Source organism: Herbaspirillum sp. UBA812 (assembly GCF_002296545.1).
Classification (GTDB): Bacteria; Pseudomonadota; Gammaproteobacteria; order Burkholderiales; family Burkholderiaceae_D; genus Herbaspirillum; species Herbaspirillum huttiense.
Genome location: NZ_DBIC01000158.1, coordinates 40,514 through 58,496 on the forward strand (window position 1 = coordinate 40,514; position 17,983 = coordinate 58,496).

General features: G+C 65.8%; 3 protein-coding genes. 1 reads left to right on the forward strand and 2 read right to left on the reverse strand.

What is annotated here, in order from left to right; translation table 11 throughout:
- Positions 1-91 precede the first annotated feature (91 nt).
- Together B3873_RS10270 and B3873_RS10275 are read right to left on the reverse strand one after the other, a co-directional pair.
- The gene (locus B3873_RS10270) at positions 92-14,932 is read right to left on the reverse strand and encodes an adhesin (protein WP_286865791.1); all 14,841 of its coding nucleotides are present in this window, start codon (positions 14,930-14,932) and stop codon (positions 92-94) included.
- 616 nt (positions 14,933-15,548) lie between these two features.
- Positions 15,549-16,850 carry a UDP-N-acetylglucosamine 1-carboxyvinyltransferase gene (locus B3873_RS10275; protein WP_034331843.1) on the reverse strand — a complete coding sequence of 434 codons (1,302 nt, stop codon included), beginning with the start codon at positions 16,848-16,850 and terminating at the stop codon, positions 15,549-15,551.
- 253 nt (positions 16,851-17,103) lie between these two features.
- On the opposite strand from B3873_RS10275, the gene B3873_RS10280 reads away from it, so the two are divergent.
- On the forward strand, positions 17,104-17,983 hold an 880-nt coding region (locus B3873_RS10280), incomplete at its 3' end, for a serine hydrolase (protein ID WP_286865793.1).

The following is a 17,983-nucleotide window of genomic DNA, read 5'->3' on the forward strand; positions in this document are numbered from 1 at the left end:
ACGCAGCCATCAATGCAGCAAAGGCAAACGCAGTAACGCACGAGGGCGGCCAATTGGCCGCCCTTGTGCTTTGGCTGGTGAGACCTGCCGTTTACACGCCGAAGATGCTACCGATGGTGGACGGGTTGTACTGCACTCCCTGCAGGGTCAGGTGGTAATACAGCTTGCCCGCGCCCGCGCCGTCCAGGTCGATCTGCAACTGTGTGCTGCCGTTGAGATCGGAGGCCGTGACGTAGTTCTTCACGAAGTCCGGATTCACGATCTGGCCAAAGACCTTCACCCGGTCCATACCGACCGTGAAGTCGGTAACGGTAGCCTTCAGGCCACTCGTCTTGCCGAAGCTGCCCACGGTGATCCTGTCGTCACCTGCACCGGTTTGCACACGGATGCCCCCGACGATCTCGGGATCGGCAGCAGCACCCAAGACCAGCTCGTCATTGCCATTGCCGCCGACGATCGAGGTGCCCGCCTGCGCGGCCCAGTACCAGCCCAGCTTGAGGCCCTGCATGCTGGTGGTCTGGCCCAGGCGCGCGCCGGGAGTGAGCACGGTGGCGCTGATGCTCAGGTCCTGGTAGTAGCCCGGTGGCAGCACGCCGGCCGGGATGCCGATGGCGAAGCTGCCCGCGCCCACATCCTCGAAGGCCACGACCTTGCCGCCCATCTGGATGGTGACCAGATAGCGGTCCGATGCGCTGCCGCCGCCGACCGTGCCGACGAACACCGGGCCCTGGTTGCCGTGCCCGGAGGCAAAGCTGGTGTCCGCATCGCTGATGACGGCATAGGAGGCGCCGGACTGGCCCAGCGACTGTGCTTCGGAGGCGGACTGCTTGCTGCCGCGCACGCCCAGGTCCGACAAGGTCACCGGTGCGCCACCGGCGGCCACGTTCACGCTCAGGTTGCTGTTGACGGAGTTGCCGCCGGTGTCGGTATAGCGGACCTCCAGATCATGCTTGCCGGCCGACAGGCTCTGGAAGACGGCGACGTCCACTTCCTTCGGTCCTCCCCCGAGATCGCTGGCGACCAATGTCTTGCTGCCCACCAGCCGGCCACCTTCATACAGTTCGATCACGTTCCCCGCTACGTTGTTGGAACTGTCGAACCGGACGCGGATCACCGGCCGGCTGCTGGTATTGGCCACACTCAACTGGTACAGCAAGCCGATGTTGGCCAGGCCGACATCACTGAGGCCGGTTTCCAGATCGGGGCTGAGCTTGTACTGGTCCACGCCGTTGCGCTTGAAGCCGCCCAGCATCTCCAGCGCCACGTTGTTGAGTCCGGCCGTGGCGGCAGGCTTCAGGCCCAGGCGCAGCCACGCCCCCAGCGTATCGAGGCTGCTGCCCTGCTGCAGCAGGCTGAAGGAGGTGGTGCCAGTCCCCAGCTTGTCGAACATCTGGTAGCTCTTGAGGCTGCCGATGCTGGTGTTGCCGTCGCCGGAGACGCCCTTGCCGCCCCATTCGGCGGAAATGCCGCGAATCGCCTGGAGCAGGCTGGCCGCCGTGAAACCGGCAGGCAGCGTCGGGATGGCCTGCTCGTTCTTGGTCAGCACGGCCGGGAAGGTGAGCGGTGCCGTGGAGGAGCCGAAGACGTTGGACATCTTGATGAGCCCATAGCCGAACTGGCCGTCCACCACGCTCACGGCCAGGCTGGCCGGTGTCGTCCTGAGGGTCGACATGTCCACGCGGCCTTTGCTGGTATTGCCCGCCTGATCCACCAGGGCGATCTCGAACCGGTGTTCGTTGTTGAGGCCGTTGCTGAGGTCGGGATTGGGCGGGAAGCTGTACCTGATCCCCTCCAGGATGGCCTTGACCTGGCTGCCGGGCAGGCTCGCGCCATCCTGGCGGCTGATGCTCAGCTCGCGGGTGGCGGCGGTGTAGCGGATGGCCAGCCCGTCCACCCCGCCGATGCTGCCGGTGATGTTGAAGTCGGTGGTGGTGGGGAACCGCTTGTCCGTACTCAGGACAATCTTTTCAGAGCCTGCGGGGCTGGTCGCCGCAGGCACAGGCAGCGTCAGCACCACCTTGGCGGTGTCGCCTGCCACGGGGGCGGTCACCTCGCCCTTGAAGAGCTTGACCCCGTCGCTGGTCTGGTTTCTGGGAACGATGGTGTTCACCGTGGCCTGATTCCCGGCCTGGCTGGCATCCAGGTCCAGGTCAGGGGCGCGGGTGTCCACCACCAGGGTGGCGCGCGAGGTGGCGCCCAACGCGCTGCCGGGGCCCACGAGTGTGATCTCCATGCTGCGTTCGATGTCGTTGCGGCTGGTGGTGACCATGCGCACGCCTTCCACGATGCGCTTGACTTCCTCGCCCGTGAAGTTGGCCGTGGAGCTCTTCCTGATCTGCACTTCGCCCTCGCGGGGTGACCACCAGAACAAGCCATAGACACCTGCGATGGAGCCGAAGTAGACCACTTGGCCGCCTGAACGGATCTCACTCTTTGCATCCGTGCTATAGATCATCTCATTGATGGGATCTACCCCGGTGAAGTTGAGCTTGATGGTTTCCGGCGTTCCCGTCGGTGCCGCCACCGTCCTGACGAAAGGCGTACCTTCGGTCAAGCCGCCGGTACTGACGAACTCGCTGTTGAGATAGCGCTTGCTGGTGCGCTGGATGCCCGCCACCGTATCGTTGAGGTCGACCTGCAGGCCATATCCCTCCACTTGCACGGTCACCCGTGCATTATCGAAACTGCGGCGTCCGGTATCGTCGATCAGTTTCACGTCGATGGTGCGCTGGTCGAAGCCGGTGGCCAGGTCCAGTGAGTTGCGCAGCTTGATCGCGCTCAGGACGCTGCGGATCTCGGCTCCTGTAAAGGTCCCGCCCGAAGTCTTGGAAATCGTCAGCGTGGTGGTCCTGTCCTCGTTCACGACGGTTTCGTAAGACACATCTCCCACACCACCCACGGTCAGGTTGCCGACCTTTGCGTGTGCCGCGTTCATGCGCACTTCAGTGCCATCAAGTACCAGCAGGTCGTTGTTGCTGATGAGCTGGTTGCCAGCGGGAGACTTGTTGTTGAACACCAGTTCGATGGAACGCGTGGCGTTGCCGGCCGGTGCCGCTGGCGAAGCGAAGAGGGACAAGCCCCCCAGCAGCTCCGAGCGCGTCGCCGGGAGCACCAGGTTGCCCTGCACGCCGCTGGTGGCGGCATCCAGGTCGAGGGCAGAGGGGGTCGTGGTGAACATGCGGACCTTGACTTCGGTCGGTTCGCTGCGGTTGTCGGGGCTGGACTGCTGGATCGCCTTGTAGGTCCATGGCGTTTCGCGCCAGCCATTGCTGTTGACCACGCCGACACCTTCCAGCGTGCGCTGGTGCGAACTCGCGCCGCTGTTGTGCAATTGCTCCTCAGCCACCAGGCTTGCGCTGCGGTTGACGGCCACCCAGTTCTTGACGGCTTCCGGTGTCTGCGCGGGCTGCGAAGACGGCGCCTCGCGATACCACTCGCCGCTGTTGCCACGGCGCGAGATGATGTAGCCGCCGCCCTGGGCCGACCACACGTACCAGTCGCTGTCGGCAGGACCAGTGCGGTACACCGGTTTGCTCATGTCGACCAGCGGCACGCCGTTTTCGGAGAACTCGGCGCCAAAGTAGGCGGGTGACGTATTGCGCAGCCTGAAGATGGTGTCGCCCGATTGGACCAGTTCGTAGACCGCATTGGCCGTGGTGTTGGCCCCGCTCACGGTCTTGAGGCCGGACAGGGTGAGCGTGCGGCCGACCTCCAGCCGGCCCTTGCCTTCAGCATTCAGGACGAGGCGGCCCACCTCGAGGCCATCATCGCGCGTGACGATGGCCGTCATGCCGGCGCGTCCGCTGACTTCCAGCACCATCTTGCTGCCCAAGGGGAGCACCGAGGAATCGCCGACATCCAGCAACACCGTGCGGTCGGGCAGGATCCGCACTGGCGTGACCACACTCAGGCCAGGTGCATCCAGCTTGGTCAGCAGATTGAACTCCAGCACCTCGCTCACGCTGCTGTTGCCGGCCGCATCGGTCTGGCGCAGCTGTACGCTCTTGACGCCATCGGTACCACTCTCATCGCGGCCCTTGACCTTGATGCGGTCGCCGGTACCGACTTGCCATGTCGTGCCGCGATCCAGGCTGTATTCCCATACCGAACCGGCTTCCTGCGCGCCGATCAGGACCGTGCCATCCGTAGTGCTGCCGCCGCTGACGGGTTTCAACAGGGTCGGGATCAGCTTGGCCGGCGCGACGGTGTCCAGGGTGAAGCTGAACTCGTCGCTGGCGACACTGCGATTGCCGGCACGATCGATGCTGCTCACTTTCAGCTTCTTGAGGCCATCGCTGCCACCGTCCCTGGTGCCGCGAATGGGCTGGTTGAAGCTGTTCCACGCAATGCCATCGAAGCTGTATTCGAAGCGCAGGCCGGCTTCGCTGGCCACCGGGGTCTGCAGCCGCGAATCGCTGGTGATGCGGTCAGTTCCGTCACGTCCGCTATCGGCCACCAGCGAGGGCAGGCCGGGCTTGGCCGGGGCCGTGGTGTCCAGCTCCATGGACAGCACGCTGCTGGTGCTGGTATTGCCGGCCGCATCGGTCTGGCGTACCAGCAGGCGTTTGGGGCCATCGCCGCTGACCGTGAAGCGGTTGCCGCTGCCGTTGGTCCAGCTGGTGCCGTCGTCGGTGCTGAACTGCCAGCTCGCGCCGGCGTCCAGGTCCAGCACGTCGATACGGCCGTCATTGCTCAGGTGCGTGGCTTCATCGCCGCTGCTGTTGTTGACCAGTGCCAGGCGGGGTGTACGCGGAGGCGTGGTGTCCACCGTGAACTCCAGCTTGGCGCTCGGATCGCTGACGTTGCCGGCGCGATCGGTCTGCCGCACCTGCAGGCTGCGGCGGGTACCGTTGTCGGTGAAGCTGACGGTGTTGCCGGTGATGCCGGTCATCGACCAGGTGGTACCGTTATCCAGACTGTATTCCCAGGTGGCGCCGGATTCCAGGTTGTCGATGCGCACGGTGCCATCGGTGGTGATGCCGTCGTTGGCCAGCGCACCGGAGTCCAGCCGCAGCACCGGCGTGGGGGCCGGCGGGCGTCCGGTGTCGAGGGTGAAGGCCAGGGGCAGGCTGTCGGTGTGATTGCCGGCCAGATCGTACTGGCGCACGATGACCGTTTTGGCACCGTCGCCGGCCGGCAGTGTCAGCCGGCTACCGCTGCCGGCGACGAAGCTGCTGCCACCGTTGACCGAATATTCCCAGCGGCCCAGCGGTTCCAGACCGGCGATGTCGATCATGCCGCTGTTGCTGAACAATCCGCTGGCCGCATCGCCGCGCGCACCGACCAGGCTCAGGCCGGGTGCGGCCGGGGGGCTGGTGTCCAGCGTGAAGCCCAGGCGGCTGACGCTGCCGGCATTGCCGGCCACATCCAGCTGGCGTACTTCCAGATACACGTTCCTGACCTGGCTGGGGGCCAGGCCGATCGGATTGATGGTGGTGCCGCTGGCATCGGTCCAGGCCGGGTTGTCGGCATAGTCGTTGCGGTTCAGGCGCCACTGCAGTCGCGCACCCGGCTCCAGGCCGCTGACCTTGACGGTATCGTTGTTGGTCACCGGCAGGTCGTTGACGGTCCCGCCCACGCTGTCGAGCGCAATGACGGGCGCGCCCGGAGCCTGGGTGTCCAAGTTCAGGTCCAGGGTCTGCGCGGCGCTGCGGTTGCCGGCTTGGTCGAACTGGCGCACGCTGGCCGTCTGTGCGCCCTGCGCGGTGACGGTGAAGCTGTCACCCATGCCGGCCTGGTATTCGCCGGTGCTGCCAATGCGGTATTCCCACTGAGCGCCTGCGGCCATGCCGCTGACTTTGACCTTGCCGTTGCTGGTGATGCCGTCAGTGGCCGAGACACCCGTGTCTTGTTCCAGCGTGAGCACCAGACTGGCCGGGGGAGCCACCGTGTCGATAGTCACCTGGTGGGCCACCTTGATGGAATCCACGCCGGTACTGGTATTGCGGGCTTGCAGCTGCAGCGTGCGCACCACGCCATCGGCACTGTTGGGACCGAGCTTGGTCCAGTCTTCGGCCGTGACCATGTAGCTCCAGGTGAACTTGCCGCCGCCGGCATCGTGGGGAGTGATGCCGCTCTTCATGACGCTGCCATCCGGGTAGAACAAAGTCAGCACATCGTTCTGTCCGGCGCTGCCGCTCAAGGTGACGCCCGCCGTGCGTTCGGCCAGGTTGATGATGTCATCGCCCGCGACCACGTCCCAGGTCGGTACGCCCGTCACGCTCAGCAGCAGCGTGCGCAACTGGTTCCAGGTGTTGAGCCCGCTGCCGTCATCGGGCAGCAGTGCCAGCTGGGCGCGGATCTGCGCCACCACGGCGGCATCGCTCACTGGCATGCCGATGAGGGCAAAGTCGGCCGGCAGCAGCGGGGAGGTGTCGAGGCCCTGTTCGGCCAGCGCCAGCTTGTGCACCAAACTGACCAATTGCTGCAGTTCCTGCGGCGTGTCGACGGCGGCGGTACTGCGGCTGTCCACCAGCGAACTGAGCAGCTGGACCGCATTGCGGGTGGCCCCCGCTGCGCTGCCATCGAGCTGCTTGAGCAGCATCATGTCCACGCCGATGTTCTCGAAGTGTTCCAGCTTGGCCAGGTCGGCGGTGGCGGTATTGTCAGCCGTGCCGTCGGCTTGCTGCAGCAGCAGGCGATAGCTGTCGACCACGGCTTGCAGGGCATTGAGCCTGGCCACCGTACTGCCCTTGACGGCAGTGGTGGCCAGGGCCGCATTGACGGCGTCGCGGTGGCCGGCATTGTCGCTGATGCCGGTGATGGCCAGGGCCTGATAATCGGCCACGGTGGGGGCGGCGCCGCCGTTGGTTTCGGCATAGGCGATCACGCGGGCATAGGCTGCGCGCACGCTGGTGGCCAGGGCCTGCACTTCACCGAGGGTGTCGAAGTCGCTGACGGCCTTGGTCTGCAAGACGGCGATGAAAGCATCGCGTTCGTCGTCGCTCAGGGACTGGATGCCGAACCGGGCCAGCTCACCGCTGGCCGGCGCATTGCTGACCGGCTGCGTGCGGGGCTGTCCGGCCAGTCCAATCAGCTTGCCCACGGTGGCACCCAGGGCTTCGATCTTGGCCGGCGTGGCCACATCGGCAGCGGAGAGACTGTCGATGAGCGAATTGAAGAGCGACAGGATGGCGCCATCCTTGCCAGCGCCACCGGGCGCGGTCACGCCCGCAATGGTGACGCCGATGTCGCGGTAGTGCTCACCGGTGAGCGCCACGGCGGTATCGCCTGCAGTGCCGTTGGCACTGTCGAGGATGGCGTTGTAGGCCGTCACGACGCGCTTGATGCCCGCCGGGGTATCGGCCCGGTCGGGTCCGATGCCGCTGGCATGCAGGGCGGCATTGATGGCCGCCACGCGCTCCGGGCTCACCAGTGCGATGCGGGCACCGGTGGCATCGGTCTCGAAGCGTGCCAGCCCGATGGCACGATAGTCCTCGGCGGTGGGTGCGGGGGCGGTTGGCGAACCGGTTTCATCGGCGTAATGCAGGATTTTGTCCTGGGCGCTGGCCGCGCGGCTGGCCAGGGTCTGCAAGGCAGCGAGACTGCCGACCTCGCTGCCGCTGGCGGCAATGGCCGAGAGGATCGCGGGCAGGTGATGGCCGGGTGTGCCGGCGGCGTTGTTGTAGGCGGTCAGGCTCAGGCCCAGTTCCTGCAGGTGTGCCGCGCTCAGGTCGGTGCTGGCCAGGCCGGTGGCAGCGCTGTTGCGGACCGACGCGATCACGCCCAGCAGGTGGCTCAGCTTGGCCGGCAGGGCCAGCGCGGTGCCGGTGTGGTCCACTCCGAGGTTGCTGAAGCTGCGGGCAGTGATGGCGTCGATCAGCAGGGTCATGTTCGCCGCCGGAACGCTCGCCACTTCACCGGGCGGCAGACCGAGCGCGATCAGGTCGGCCGGGAGCGGGCGTGAGGGTGCTGCCGGAGCATGGTCGAGGGTACTGTCCACCACACGCTGTGCAGCAACGATGATGGCCTGCAGCAGTGCCGGCGTATTGGCGCGGCTGCCATCGATGGCGGGGGATTTCAAAGCATCGTTGAAGAGCTTGAGATACTCCGCGTTGCTGCCCGCGCCATTGACCGGCAAGGTCAGGCCGATGGCTTCCAGCTCGGCTGCCGTGGCGAGTGCGCCGGCATTGTCTTGCGCCAGCTTGACGAGATGCTCGCGCGCGTTGATGGCCGCCGTGGCCAGCGTCTGCAGTGCCGCCAGCGAGACCAGCACGCTGCCGGGATCAGTGAGGCTCTGCAGCTTGCTGAGCACGAAGCCCAGGTTGTCGGAGCTGACACCGGTCACGCCCAGCCATTGCAGGTCCTCCACGGTGAGAGAAATGCTGCCCTCGGCAGCGCCGCCCAGCGGCCCGATGCTGCCCGCCTTCATCAGCTGTTCCACCACCAGCGCCATGCGGTTCAGGCCGGCGATGGTGTTGATGCGGCTGGCGTCCGGCTGGGCGTGCAGGGCACTGTTCAGGAGCAGCAGCGCCGAGGTTGGATTGGTGGTGGGCAGCTGGATGCCGATGGTCTGGTAGTCCCCCTGCGTGGGCGCGCTGGTGCCGCCGTTGTTGACCCAGGCCAGCAGCGTGGCATAGCTGGTGGCGATGGCAGCCAGCTTTTCCACACTGTTGACGCCGCTCACATCGTGGGTGGCAGCATTGTCCTGCGAGCGTGGCGCGCCGGTGGCGGGATCCACGCTGTTGCCCTTGAACTGCACGGCATTGAGGAAGGCGCTGCGCGTGGCCTCGTTGGTGATGGCACCCAGGCCCAGGGTTTGCAGGCGGGCCAGGCTCAGCGTGCTGTCCTTCTGCGCCGAGAGCGGATCATCCGCGCTCTCGCGCGCCAGGCGGATCAGGTCGCTGACGGTGGCCGCCAGGCTTTCCAGACGCTCCGGCGTGCTCACGCCGACCGTGTTTTGTGCGCCGACCACGCTGTTGAAGAGCGCCAGCTTGTCGGCGTCGGTGGTGCTGTCGGCCGATGAGCGCGCCAGACTCGCCAGGTTCACGCCGATGGTGCTGTAGTAGCTGGCTTGCAGCGCATTGCCGGATCCGTCGCCGGCTGTGCCGTCGGCGGCCGTCAGGATGAGGTTGTAGGCCTGCACCACGTTCCTGAGCTTGCTGCGCGAATTGACATCGGGACCATTCAATTTGGCCACGGAAGCGTTGATGCTGGCCAGATTGTTCACATTTATCGCCACAGCGCCACTGCCGGCAGTGATGCCGGTGGCGGTGTAGTCCGCCAGCGTGGGGGCCGGGTTGAGCAGGCTGTCATTGGCATAGGCAATGATCTTGTCCAGTGCGCCGTTGCTGCCTTCGAGCAGTGCCTGGATCTCCTCCACCGTATCGATCTGGTTGGCCGTGCGAGTGCGCAGGGCCTGGATCAGTGCCTCCAGGTTCTCGCCCTCGCCACTGGTGACGAGATTGCGCACACCCAGCAGGCTGGCGGCCTCGGCCCATTTCTGGCGGCCGGCGGCGTCCAGCGTGCTCACCCCCTGGCCATCGATGAACAGGGCCACGGCAGCGCCCAGGGCTTCCAGCTTGCCGAGGCTATCGACCTGGTCGCGGCTCTTGCGATGCAGGACATCGTTGAGCAGGCTCAGGTGTTCGGCGGTCTTGTCACTGGGGCCGGCCGGGTCGGTCAGGCCCCACAGGGTCAGGCCCAGTTTGTCGTAGTCGCCCAGCAGCGGATCGCTGCCCGGCGTGGCGTCGGCGACCAGGTCCAGGTTGGCACTGGAGGCTTCATTGGCCTCGGACAGGATGCGGGCGAAACTGTCGACGATGCCTTGCAGCTGCTCGGGTGTGGCGACCTGCGCCTTGCCGATGCGCGTACCGGCCAGCAGCGAATTGAGCGCATTGACGCCGACCATATCGGCGCCGGTGACGCCCGTGCCCGTGTAATCGGCCGACACCGGTGCGGGCTGGTTGGCATCGTCGGCATAGGCGTGGATGCGGTTCTGTGCAGTGCTGGTGCTGGTGGCCAGGGTTTGCAGCTTGGCCAGGGTATCGACGCCGCTGCCATCATCGGCACTGGCCTTCAACACCGCCAGTACGGCCGGCATGCTGTCCGGCTGCAGTCCGGTCACGCCCAGCTTGGCGAGGAGGGTTTGCAAGGTGGCGGCATGCGTGGCCGGAGTGCCGGGCAGGTCGCTCAGATTGCCGGCAGCGATATGCAGAACGGTATCGCTGGCGCGGATCAGGTCCTTCAGCTCGGAGACGGTATCGATGTCGGCGCGCTGCTTGCCACCACGGGCCAGGGCCGAATTGAGCAGGGCCAGGCTGGCTGGTGACTGCGGCGGGGTGACGCCGATCACCTCGAAGTCAGGTGCGCCGGGCTGCGCACGGGTGCCGTCGGCATTGCCGATCTGGCCGAGAATCCTGCCATAGGCCGTGACGATGGCCTGCACCTGTCCCGGCAGATGCACGTCGGGTGCACTGATGGTCGCTGAATCCAGCACCGAGTTGAGGCTGGCCACCATCAGCACGTCGTCCACGCCGGTGATGCCGAGATTCCGGTAATCCTCCAGCAGCGGTTCCGTCGCGCCGGGCTCGTTGCCGGCGTACTTGCGGATGCGCTCGGCGCTGCCCAGGGCATTGCTGGCACGCGCGGCCAGGGTCGCCGGGGTATTGACCTCGCTGCCATCGTCGGCGGTGCCGGCAATGGCCGGCAGTACCACGCGCAGCTCCTCGGCGGTGTAGTCGTGGCCGATGTGCAGGCGCTTCCACTCGTCGGCCGTCACCGTCTCCGGCTGGCCGGCGGCAATGCGGATGATGCGGCTGGCGATGTCGGCCAGCGTGTCCAGTTCTGCGCTGGTGTCGACTTCGGCCGCAGTGCTGCGGTCCACCGCCTGCGCCAGGAGTTTGACGGCATTGCTGCGTGCAGCGTCGCCGCTGCCGCTGGGGAAGCGGTTCTGCAGACTCTTGACGCCGACGCGCTGGAAGTCCGCTTCCGTGGGCAGGGTGGCAGGGGTGCCGTTGGTGGTGCTATCGGCCGCGTTCAGGATCACGGTGTAGGACTTCACCAGCCCGGCGACCTTGCTCCATGCATCGACACCGGCCACGCCCACGCCGCGCAGGGCGCTGTTGATGGCCGGCAGCCGGTCAGCCGTGACCTGGGCACCGGCGGCGAGCAGGTCCGGATGTGCGTACTGGGCCAGCGTGGGTTCCGTAAGGGCAGGATTGGCGGGATCGATGGGCGTGATGCCCTGGGCATAATTCATCAGCGTCTGCAGGGTGCCCAGGTCGAGGGCGACGATGGCGCGGAGCTCGGCCAGGCTGTCGACCACGCCGCTGACCTTGCCGCTGTCGATGAGCGATTGTGGCACCGCGCGCAGCTGGGCGGCCAGGCGGCCGACGTTCTCGGCGGTCACGCCGGAGATGCCCAGGGTACTGAAATCTTGCGCAGTCAGGGGCACGGCCAGATTGGTGCCGGCGGCGAATTGCGTCACGCGCAGCGCGGCGGTGGCGAGGCTCTCGATCATGGCGGTCGTGGCCACTTCATGCAGCGCCTTGCCGTCGATCACCTGGCCCAGCACGCGCGCAGCGGCCGGGGTCAGCGCGGTGGCCACGCCAAGCGTGGCATAGGTGGCGACGTCGGGCAGGTTGGCGTCGGTGGTATTGCCGGCCGTGCCATCTGCCAGTGCTGCCACGCGCGCAGCGGCCTGGACGATGTCGCGGATGGCGGCGATGCTGTTGCTGAGTGCCGCAGGCAAGGTTTTCAGGGCGGCATTGGCCAGGGTCAGCGTGCCTTGCTGATCGGTGCCGGCCATGCCCATGTGTTCGAAGTCGGCCGAGGTCGGCGCGGGATTGCTGTCGTTGTCGCCATAGACTTTGGCCTTGTCCAGGGCCTGGTTGGCGGCCACGACGGTGCTATCGACAAGGTCAGTGAGGCCGCGCGCCTCATTGACCTTGTCGGGATCGGCGGTGGCCGCCACTGCGCGCAGGATGGCCGGCAGATAGGCGGCATCGACGGGCTTGCCGATCAGGTCAGTCAGGCGTGTGCTGCCATCGCTCTTGGTGAGGGCGATCCTGGCCTCTTCCAGCGCCTGTTCACGCCCGGCTTGTGCGGTCTGCAGCGCAGTGCGCGCGGTCGCCAGGGCGGTTTGCTTGGCGGCCTTGTCGGCACCGGTGGCCAGGTCTGCTGCCTGCACCGCCGCCACCACGGCGGCCTTGGCCTCTATCACCGCCTTCTCGCGGTTGGCCAGCGGCACCATCTGCTCGATGACCTGGCTGCGATCGGCAATGAAGGTCTGGATGCTGTCGGTGTAGTTGCCCGCCTGATCGATCTGGCGTACCTCCAGCCGTGCCTTTCCATTGAAGGTGCCGGATTCGCCGATCAACTGCAGCTTGTCACCGGCTTTCCACTGTATCCACGTGCCGGGTTCGACGTTTGCGCGTGCTCCATCGGCGTGTACCACTTGCAGCGTGCTGTTGCTGGTGCCGACAGCGGTGGCCAGGCGCAGGTGGACTTCAGCGCCGGTCTCGAAGGCGGCCACCGGATTGAGGGTCACCTGGCTCTGGCTGGAAATGCCGTCGCTGTTGCTCACGCCATCATCGCGGTTCTCGGCCATGACCAGTTGCACCTTGACCGGCGCGGTCTTGTCCAGCGTGAACTGCAGCGGGGTATCCAGCTCCCGCGAGCCGCCAAAGCCGTTGGTGAACTGCGCACCGATCTGCACCACGCGCGCCTTGACCCAGACCGGCCCGTCCTTGCTGACCAGATTGCGGGCCAGGTAGTGCACCTGGCCACCGCTGTCGACGCTTTCCACTACCAGGCCGACCGGATCGATCCAGTTGCCGTAGATCGGCTGGCCGTCCGCACTCTTGGCCGTGGCCACGGCGAACTGCAGGCGTTCGCTTGACTTGATCGCATTGCCCAGTACCACCCGCACGGAAGCGTCGCTGGTGAGCAGGTCGTCATTGCCTTGCGGCGTGGTGCGCAGCGGATCGTTGCCCTCGCCACCGGTGTAGAAGGAATCGTTGGCCAGCATGATCTTGTTGCTGGCGAAATCCGTCAGGCCGGGTGGCGTCTTGATGTCGATGCGCACATCGGCGTTGCCCTGCCAGAGGTTGTTCGCGCTGCGGCTGTTGTCGCCATCGCTGACGGCCACCTGGGCCGTCACGGGCTGTTCGCGCGTCATCTGCTTGAGCAGCTCGATGGCGGCCTCGTTGGGCCGCAGTACGGCAATGCCGCTGCTGTCGGCGGTGCTCACCGGCAGCTTCACGCGGACCTCCTTGCCCTGTGCGTCATGTCCGATGAAGGTCACTTCCACCTTGGACTGCGGTGGCGCACGTACCGCCAGGCCACCGTTGCCGAGGGCTTCCTGATCCAGGATCACCGTGCCGCTGTTGGCCGGTGCCTGCCACGGCGGACCGCCGGGCGTGGTGTTCTTGATGAGGATGGCGGGGTCGGACAGCGCGATGTGGTTGTCCAGCAGGAAGTCGTTGATGCTGCTGCCGTTGGGCAGCTTTTGCAGCTGGTCGTAGAGCGTGCGCGCCTGGTCGCGCTCGCTCTGGCTGCGGGCCGGATCGTTGGCGCGCGCATTGAGGCTTTCGCCGAAGAGGTCGGATTGGGTAGTGCCGTCTTTCCATTTGAGCCGGCTCTGCAAACCATCCGTGAACTGCAGGGCATCGGCCAGCTTGCGGATGGCTTCGCCGTTGTCGGTATAGCGTTCTTTGTTGGTCTGGACCAGGTTGGCAATGGCCTTGAGCGCGATGCCGTAGTTGCGCGCGGTCACGCTGGCAGACTGCAGGAAGGCCGGATTGATCACGGCCGCGCCTTGGGCATCGGTGGTGGTCACCGGGGCCACGTCACCGGAGAGGATGTCGACCTTGAACAGGTTGCTGACGGCGGCATTCGCGCCGGTCACCGTGGTCGCGCCGACCTGTGCGGCGGCCAGGTTGGTCTGGCCGGTACCCAGGCCCGCCTTGAGCGCGGCCAGTTCGGTCAATGCCGTGACGTTGATGACCTGGTTGCTGCCATCGGCCAATGCCACCGCACGCAGCACCGTGTTGCCCAGGTCGGTCATGCGCACGCTGGCTTCATCGGCATAGTTGTCGGCCAGGCCGGGGGTGTTGTCGCGGATGGCCAGCAGGATCAGGCCCTTGTAGCCGGACTGGTCCAGCACCAGCGTGTAACGGCCATTGATGACCGGGACCGCCTTGCCGATCACCCGGCCTTCAGCGTCATAGGCGGTGATGGTGGCATTGTTGAGCGGACCGAGGGCTGCAGCACCGGACAGGGTTGCGGCAATGCCAGCGCCAGTGCCACTGCCACTACCAGTACCGGGCGCGGCAGCACCGCCGCCGCCGCCGCCGCCTCCACCCCCTGCCGCCGCCAGCAGGCCCAGGCCGCCGGCAATTACCGGCCAGGAGATCCCGCCCTTGCTGCTGCCGATATCGGCCGGGGCATCGGCCACATCCTGTATCGCCAGCGAAGAGCTGCTCCCTTTGCCACTGGTGAACTTGCTCGCAGTGATGTCGCTACCGCCCGAGTCGCCGCTGCGACTGCCGCCGGATCCGTCGTTGCCGGCCAGGGCTTCGGCGGGGCGCGCCTCCTCGGTGTCGGGGGAGGCCGCGGTTTCCTCGTCGGTCTTGTCCTTGTCCGCTTCCTGATCCTGCTTGTTCCTGGCGACCTTGGGTTTGACCACACGCTTGATGCCATAGCGCGTGATCTCCTTGGAGGTGACGGTCACGGCAGCATCGGCCGGGACCTCGATGTGGTTGAGCTTCTCGAACACGTCACCCAGGGCGACATCGCCGTCGGCGAACTCCAGCATCAGTTGCGGTGAATTCACCGCCGCCACGGCACCGCGGCTGATGATGATCTTGTGGCCGCTCTCCAGCACCAGGGCCAGGTCGAGATCGATGGCGCGCACATCCTTGATGTCGCGCTTGTTGATGGTGCGCAGCAGGGCGCTGGCTTCGGTCAGATTCAGTACGGTAATGCTCATGGTGGCTGCTTTATCGTTGAAGACATACCCGATCGCGTCATCCGGCATGCATGTTGATCACGACTACGCCAGCCGCAGGACGACAGAGGCCACGGCACTGCCGACCCGGCAGGCATGGCGATCATTGCGGAGGAGACAGGACTGGCCGGCGCAAGCGTCTGCGTTCGGATCAGTGGGGCGAAGCCTGTCTCGGTGGAGGGAGCTGAAGCGATTCCTGCCGGGGGCCGGTCGGCCTTGTCTTGTGTTCGGGTGGCTCGACCGCATCCGCCATGCATGACCAGTACTTCCGCCACGGCGTAGATTAACGGCAGAAATTATCCGTGCCGGGTCGGCGCAGGGCTGTCGAAATAATTCGATTTATTTGAGCAACAAGCAGGTGTTTTGGGCAATTTCAAAAGTGTGCCGACGAAGGACTGGCGGCAGCCAACACAAACTGTGAAAGGAAGAAGAAAACTGGCCCTGAGGACAATGCACAGCGCCCGGGAGGACAGCCGCAATCGCAAGGGATAGGAGGGAGGAAGCGGCGGGTGCGAAGGGAATATCGCGGAATGGAAATCGGAGAGTGGCAGGGGAAGCTTGCGCCGGGCGCTTCCCCTGCAAGGTCGAACCGTGGAGATCAGTCTTCCTCGACCCAATCGACGACCGCTCCCAGCGAACGCAGGTTCTCCACGAACTTGGGATGGGCGCGCCGGATCGGCAGCGCATTGCGGATCTCGGAGCGGCCCTCGATGCTGGCGGCGACCATGAACAGCGCGATGGCCACGCGGATGATGTAGGGGCTTTCCACCGAAGCCGGCGACAGCGGCAGGCCGCCGAAGGTGATCAGGCGATGCGGATCACCCAGGAACACGTGGGCACCGAACTTGGACAGTTCGCTGCTCCAGCCCATGGCACCGTCGTAGATCTTGTTCCAGAACATGGTGTTGCCCTCGGCCTTGACACCCAGGGCGATGAAGATGGGCAGCAGGTCCACCGGCAAATAGGGCCAGGGAGCGGCTTCCACCTTGGTGAGGATGTTGCTGGTGAAGGGTTTGACCACCTTCAGCGGCCCGTTCTGGCGCGTGTGCGACCAGCCGTTCTCATGCACCACTTCGACGCCGAATTTGGCGAAGGTGCGGTCGATCAGCGGGAACTGTTCCGGTGCGCTGTTGCGCACGCGGACCTGGCCCCCGGTGATGGCGCCCATGGCGAGGAAGGTGGCAATCTCGTGGAAATCCTCGTCGAAGCGGAATTCACCGCCGCCCAGCTGCTGGCCGCCGCGCACCGTCACGCGCGAGGTGCCGAGGCCGTCGATCTGCACGCCCATCATCACCATGAAGCGGCAGAATTCCTGCACGTGCGGTTCCGAGGCGGCATTGGTGAGCACCGACTCGCCCTCGGCGGCAGCGGCGCACAGCACGAAGTTTTCGGTCGTGGTGACCGAGGCATAGTCCAGCCAGTGATGATTGGCCTGCATGCGGCCGCCGGTGCGGATGATGAGCGAATCCGGGCTGCTTTCCACCCGCGCCCCGAAGCGCTGGAAGACTTCGACGTGCGGATCGATCTCGCGCACGCCGAGCGTGCAGCCCTTGACGTCGTTCTCCAGCCGCGCCACGCCGAAGCGTGCCAGCAGCGGCGGTACCAGCATGATGGAGGAACGCATCTCCTCCGGCAGGTGGTGCACTTTGGGATCGAAGTGCGTATCGCGGTGATGCAGTTCCAGCACGCCGCTGGCATAGTCCACCTTCACCTCGCTGCCCAGCACGCGGAAGATCTCCAGGATCTTCTTGACATCGGTGATCTCGGGGATGCCGATCAGCCGTAGCGGCTGGTCGGTCAGCAGGGTGGCGCAGAGGATGGGGAGGACGGCATTCTTGTTGGCGGAGGGGGTGATGTCGCCGCGCAGCGGGCGGCCACCGTGTACGATGAGATTGGACATGAAGAAAATCGTTGATTCAGTCTGACGGAAGTGCGCCGGAAGCAGCCTGCCCCGGCCGGGAATGGACAGATTATGCGCCGCCCGGTTGCAGCCAGGGAAGCAAATTATGTCTCGCGGCGGCGGCCTCCCCGGGACTTGTCGCCTTGTCATCTTATTCACTTGCGGCTGTACGGCAGTGAAGGTTGCTGCATTGAAAGCCAAGTTTCCGTATCATGGCCGCTCTTGGATGATCGCACTGACAAGGTTTTCGACGATGTTTCGCACGCAGCAGTCCCGTTCCGGTAATGATTTACGCTTTTCCCTGCTGATCCTGCCTGGCCTGCGCCGGGCCGGCATGGTGGTCCGTCTCCTGATGTGCAGCGTCTTGCTGCTGGCGCTGACGGCGCTCTCGGGCAAGCTCAGCGAGGCCCAGGCCGCCGGTTCCACGGCCGGCAAGCACCGGGCCGCCAGCAGCGGTGCCAAGGGCCGCAATCGCAGCGTGCGCAAGAAGGCCGCCCTGCCTGCCAAGGCGCGCACCCCGGCGCGTGGCCGCCGTCGTGGCCGTGCGGCTGCGGCCGCTGCTGCGGCCGGAGCGACCGCGGCCACCGCCGCCGCCGTGGCGAGTCCGGCCACCTCGGCAACGGCCATCACCACCAACACCAAGCCCGAGCTGCTGCCGCGCTGCGGTTTCACCGAAGCCTCGCGCCGCCACATCTTCTCGCGCGGGGTGTACGTGCTCGATGAAGAGACCAATACGCCGCTCTTCGAGCGCAACGCCGATACGGTCGCCCCCATCGCCTCGGTGACCAAGCTGATGACGGCCATCGTCTGGCTGGACCAGAAGTCGCTGCCCATGGCCAATCGCCTGGAAGTGACAGAGGATGACCTGGACAACCTCAAATTCACCCATTCGCGCCTGAACGTCGGGGCCAGCCTGTCGCGCGCCGACATGCTGCACATCGCCCTGATGTCTTCCGAGAACCGCGCTGCCGCCGCCATGAGCCGCGACTATCCGGGCGGCCGTCCGGCCTTCATTGCCGCCATGAATGCACGCGCCCAGGCACTGGGCATGCCGCATACCCATTTCGAGAACGGAACCGGCCTGTCGCCCGAGAATGTTTCGACCCCGCGCGAGCTGGCCGAACTGGTCAAGG

Bases quoted from the DNA above. Each gene is read 5' to 3' on its own strand.
- B3873_RS10275 (WP_034331843.1), bottom strand. From the start codon at position 16,850: ATGTCCAATCTCATCGTACACGGTGGCCGCCCGCTGCGCGGCGACATC.
- B3873_RS10270 (WP_286865791.1), bottom strand. From the start codon at position 14,932: ATGAGCATTACCGTACTGAATCTGACCGAAGCCAGCGCCCTGCTGCGC.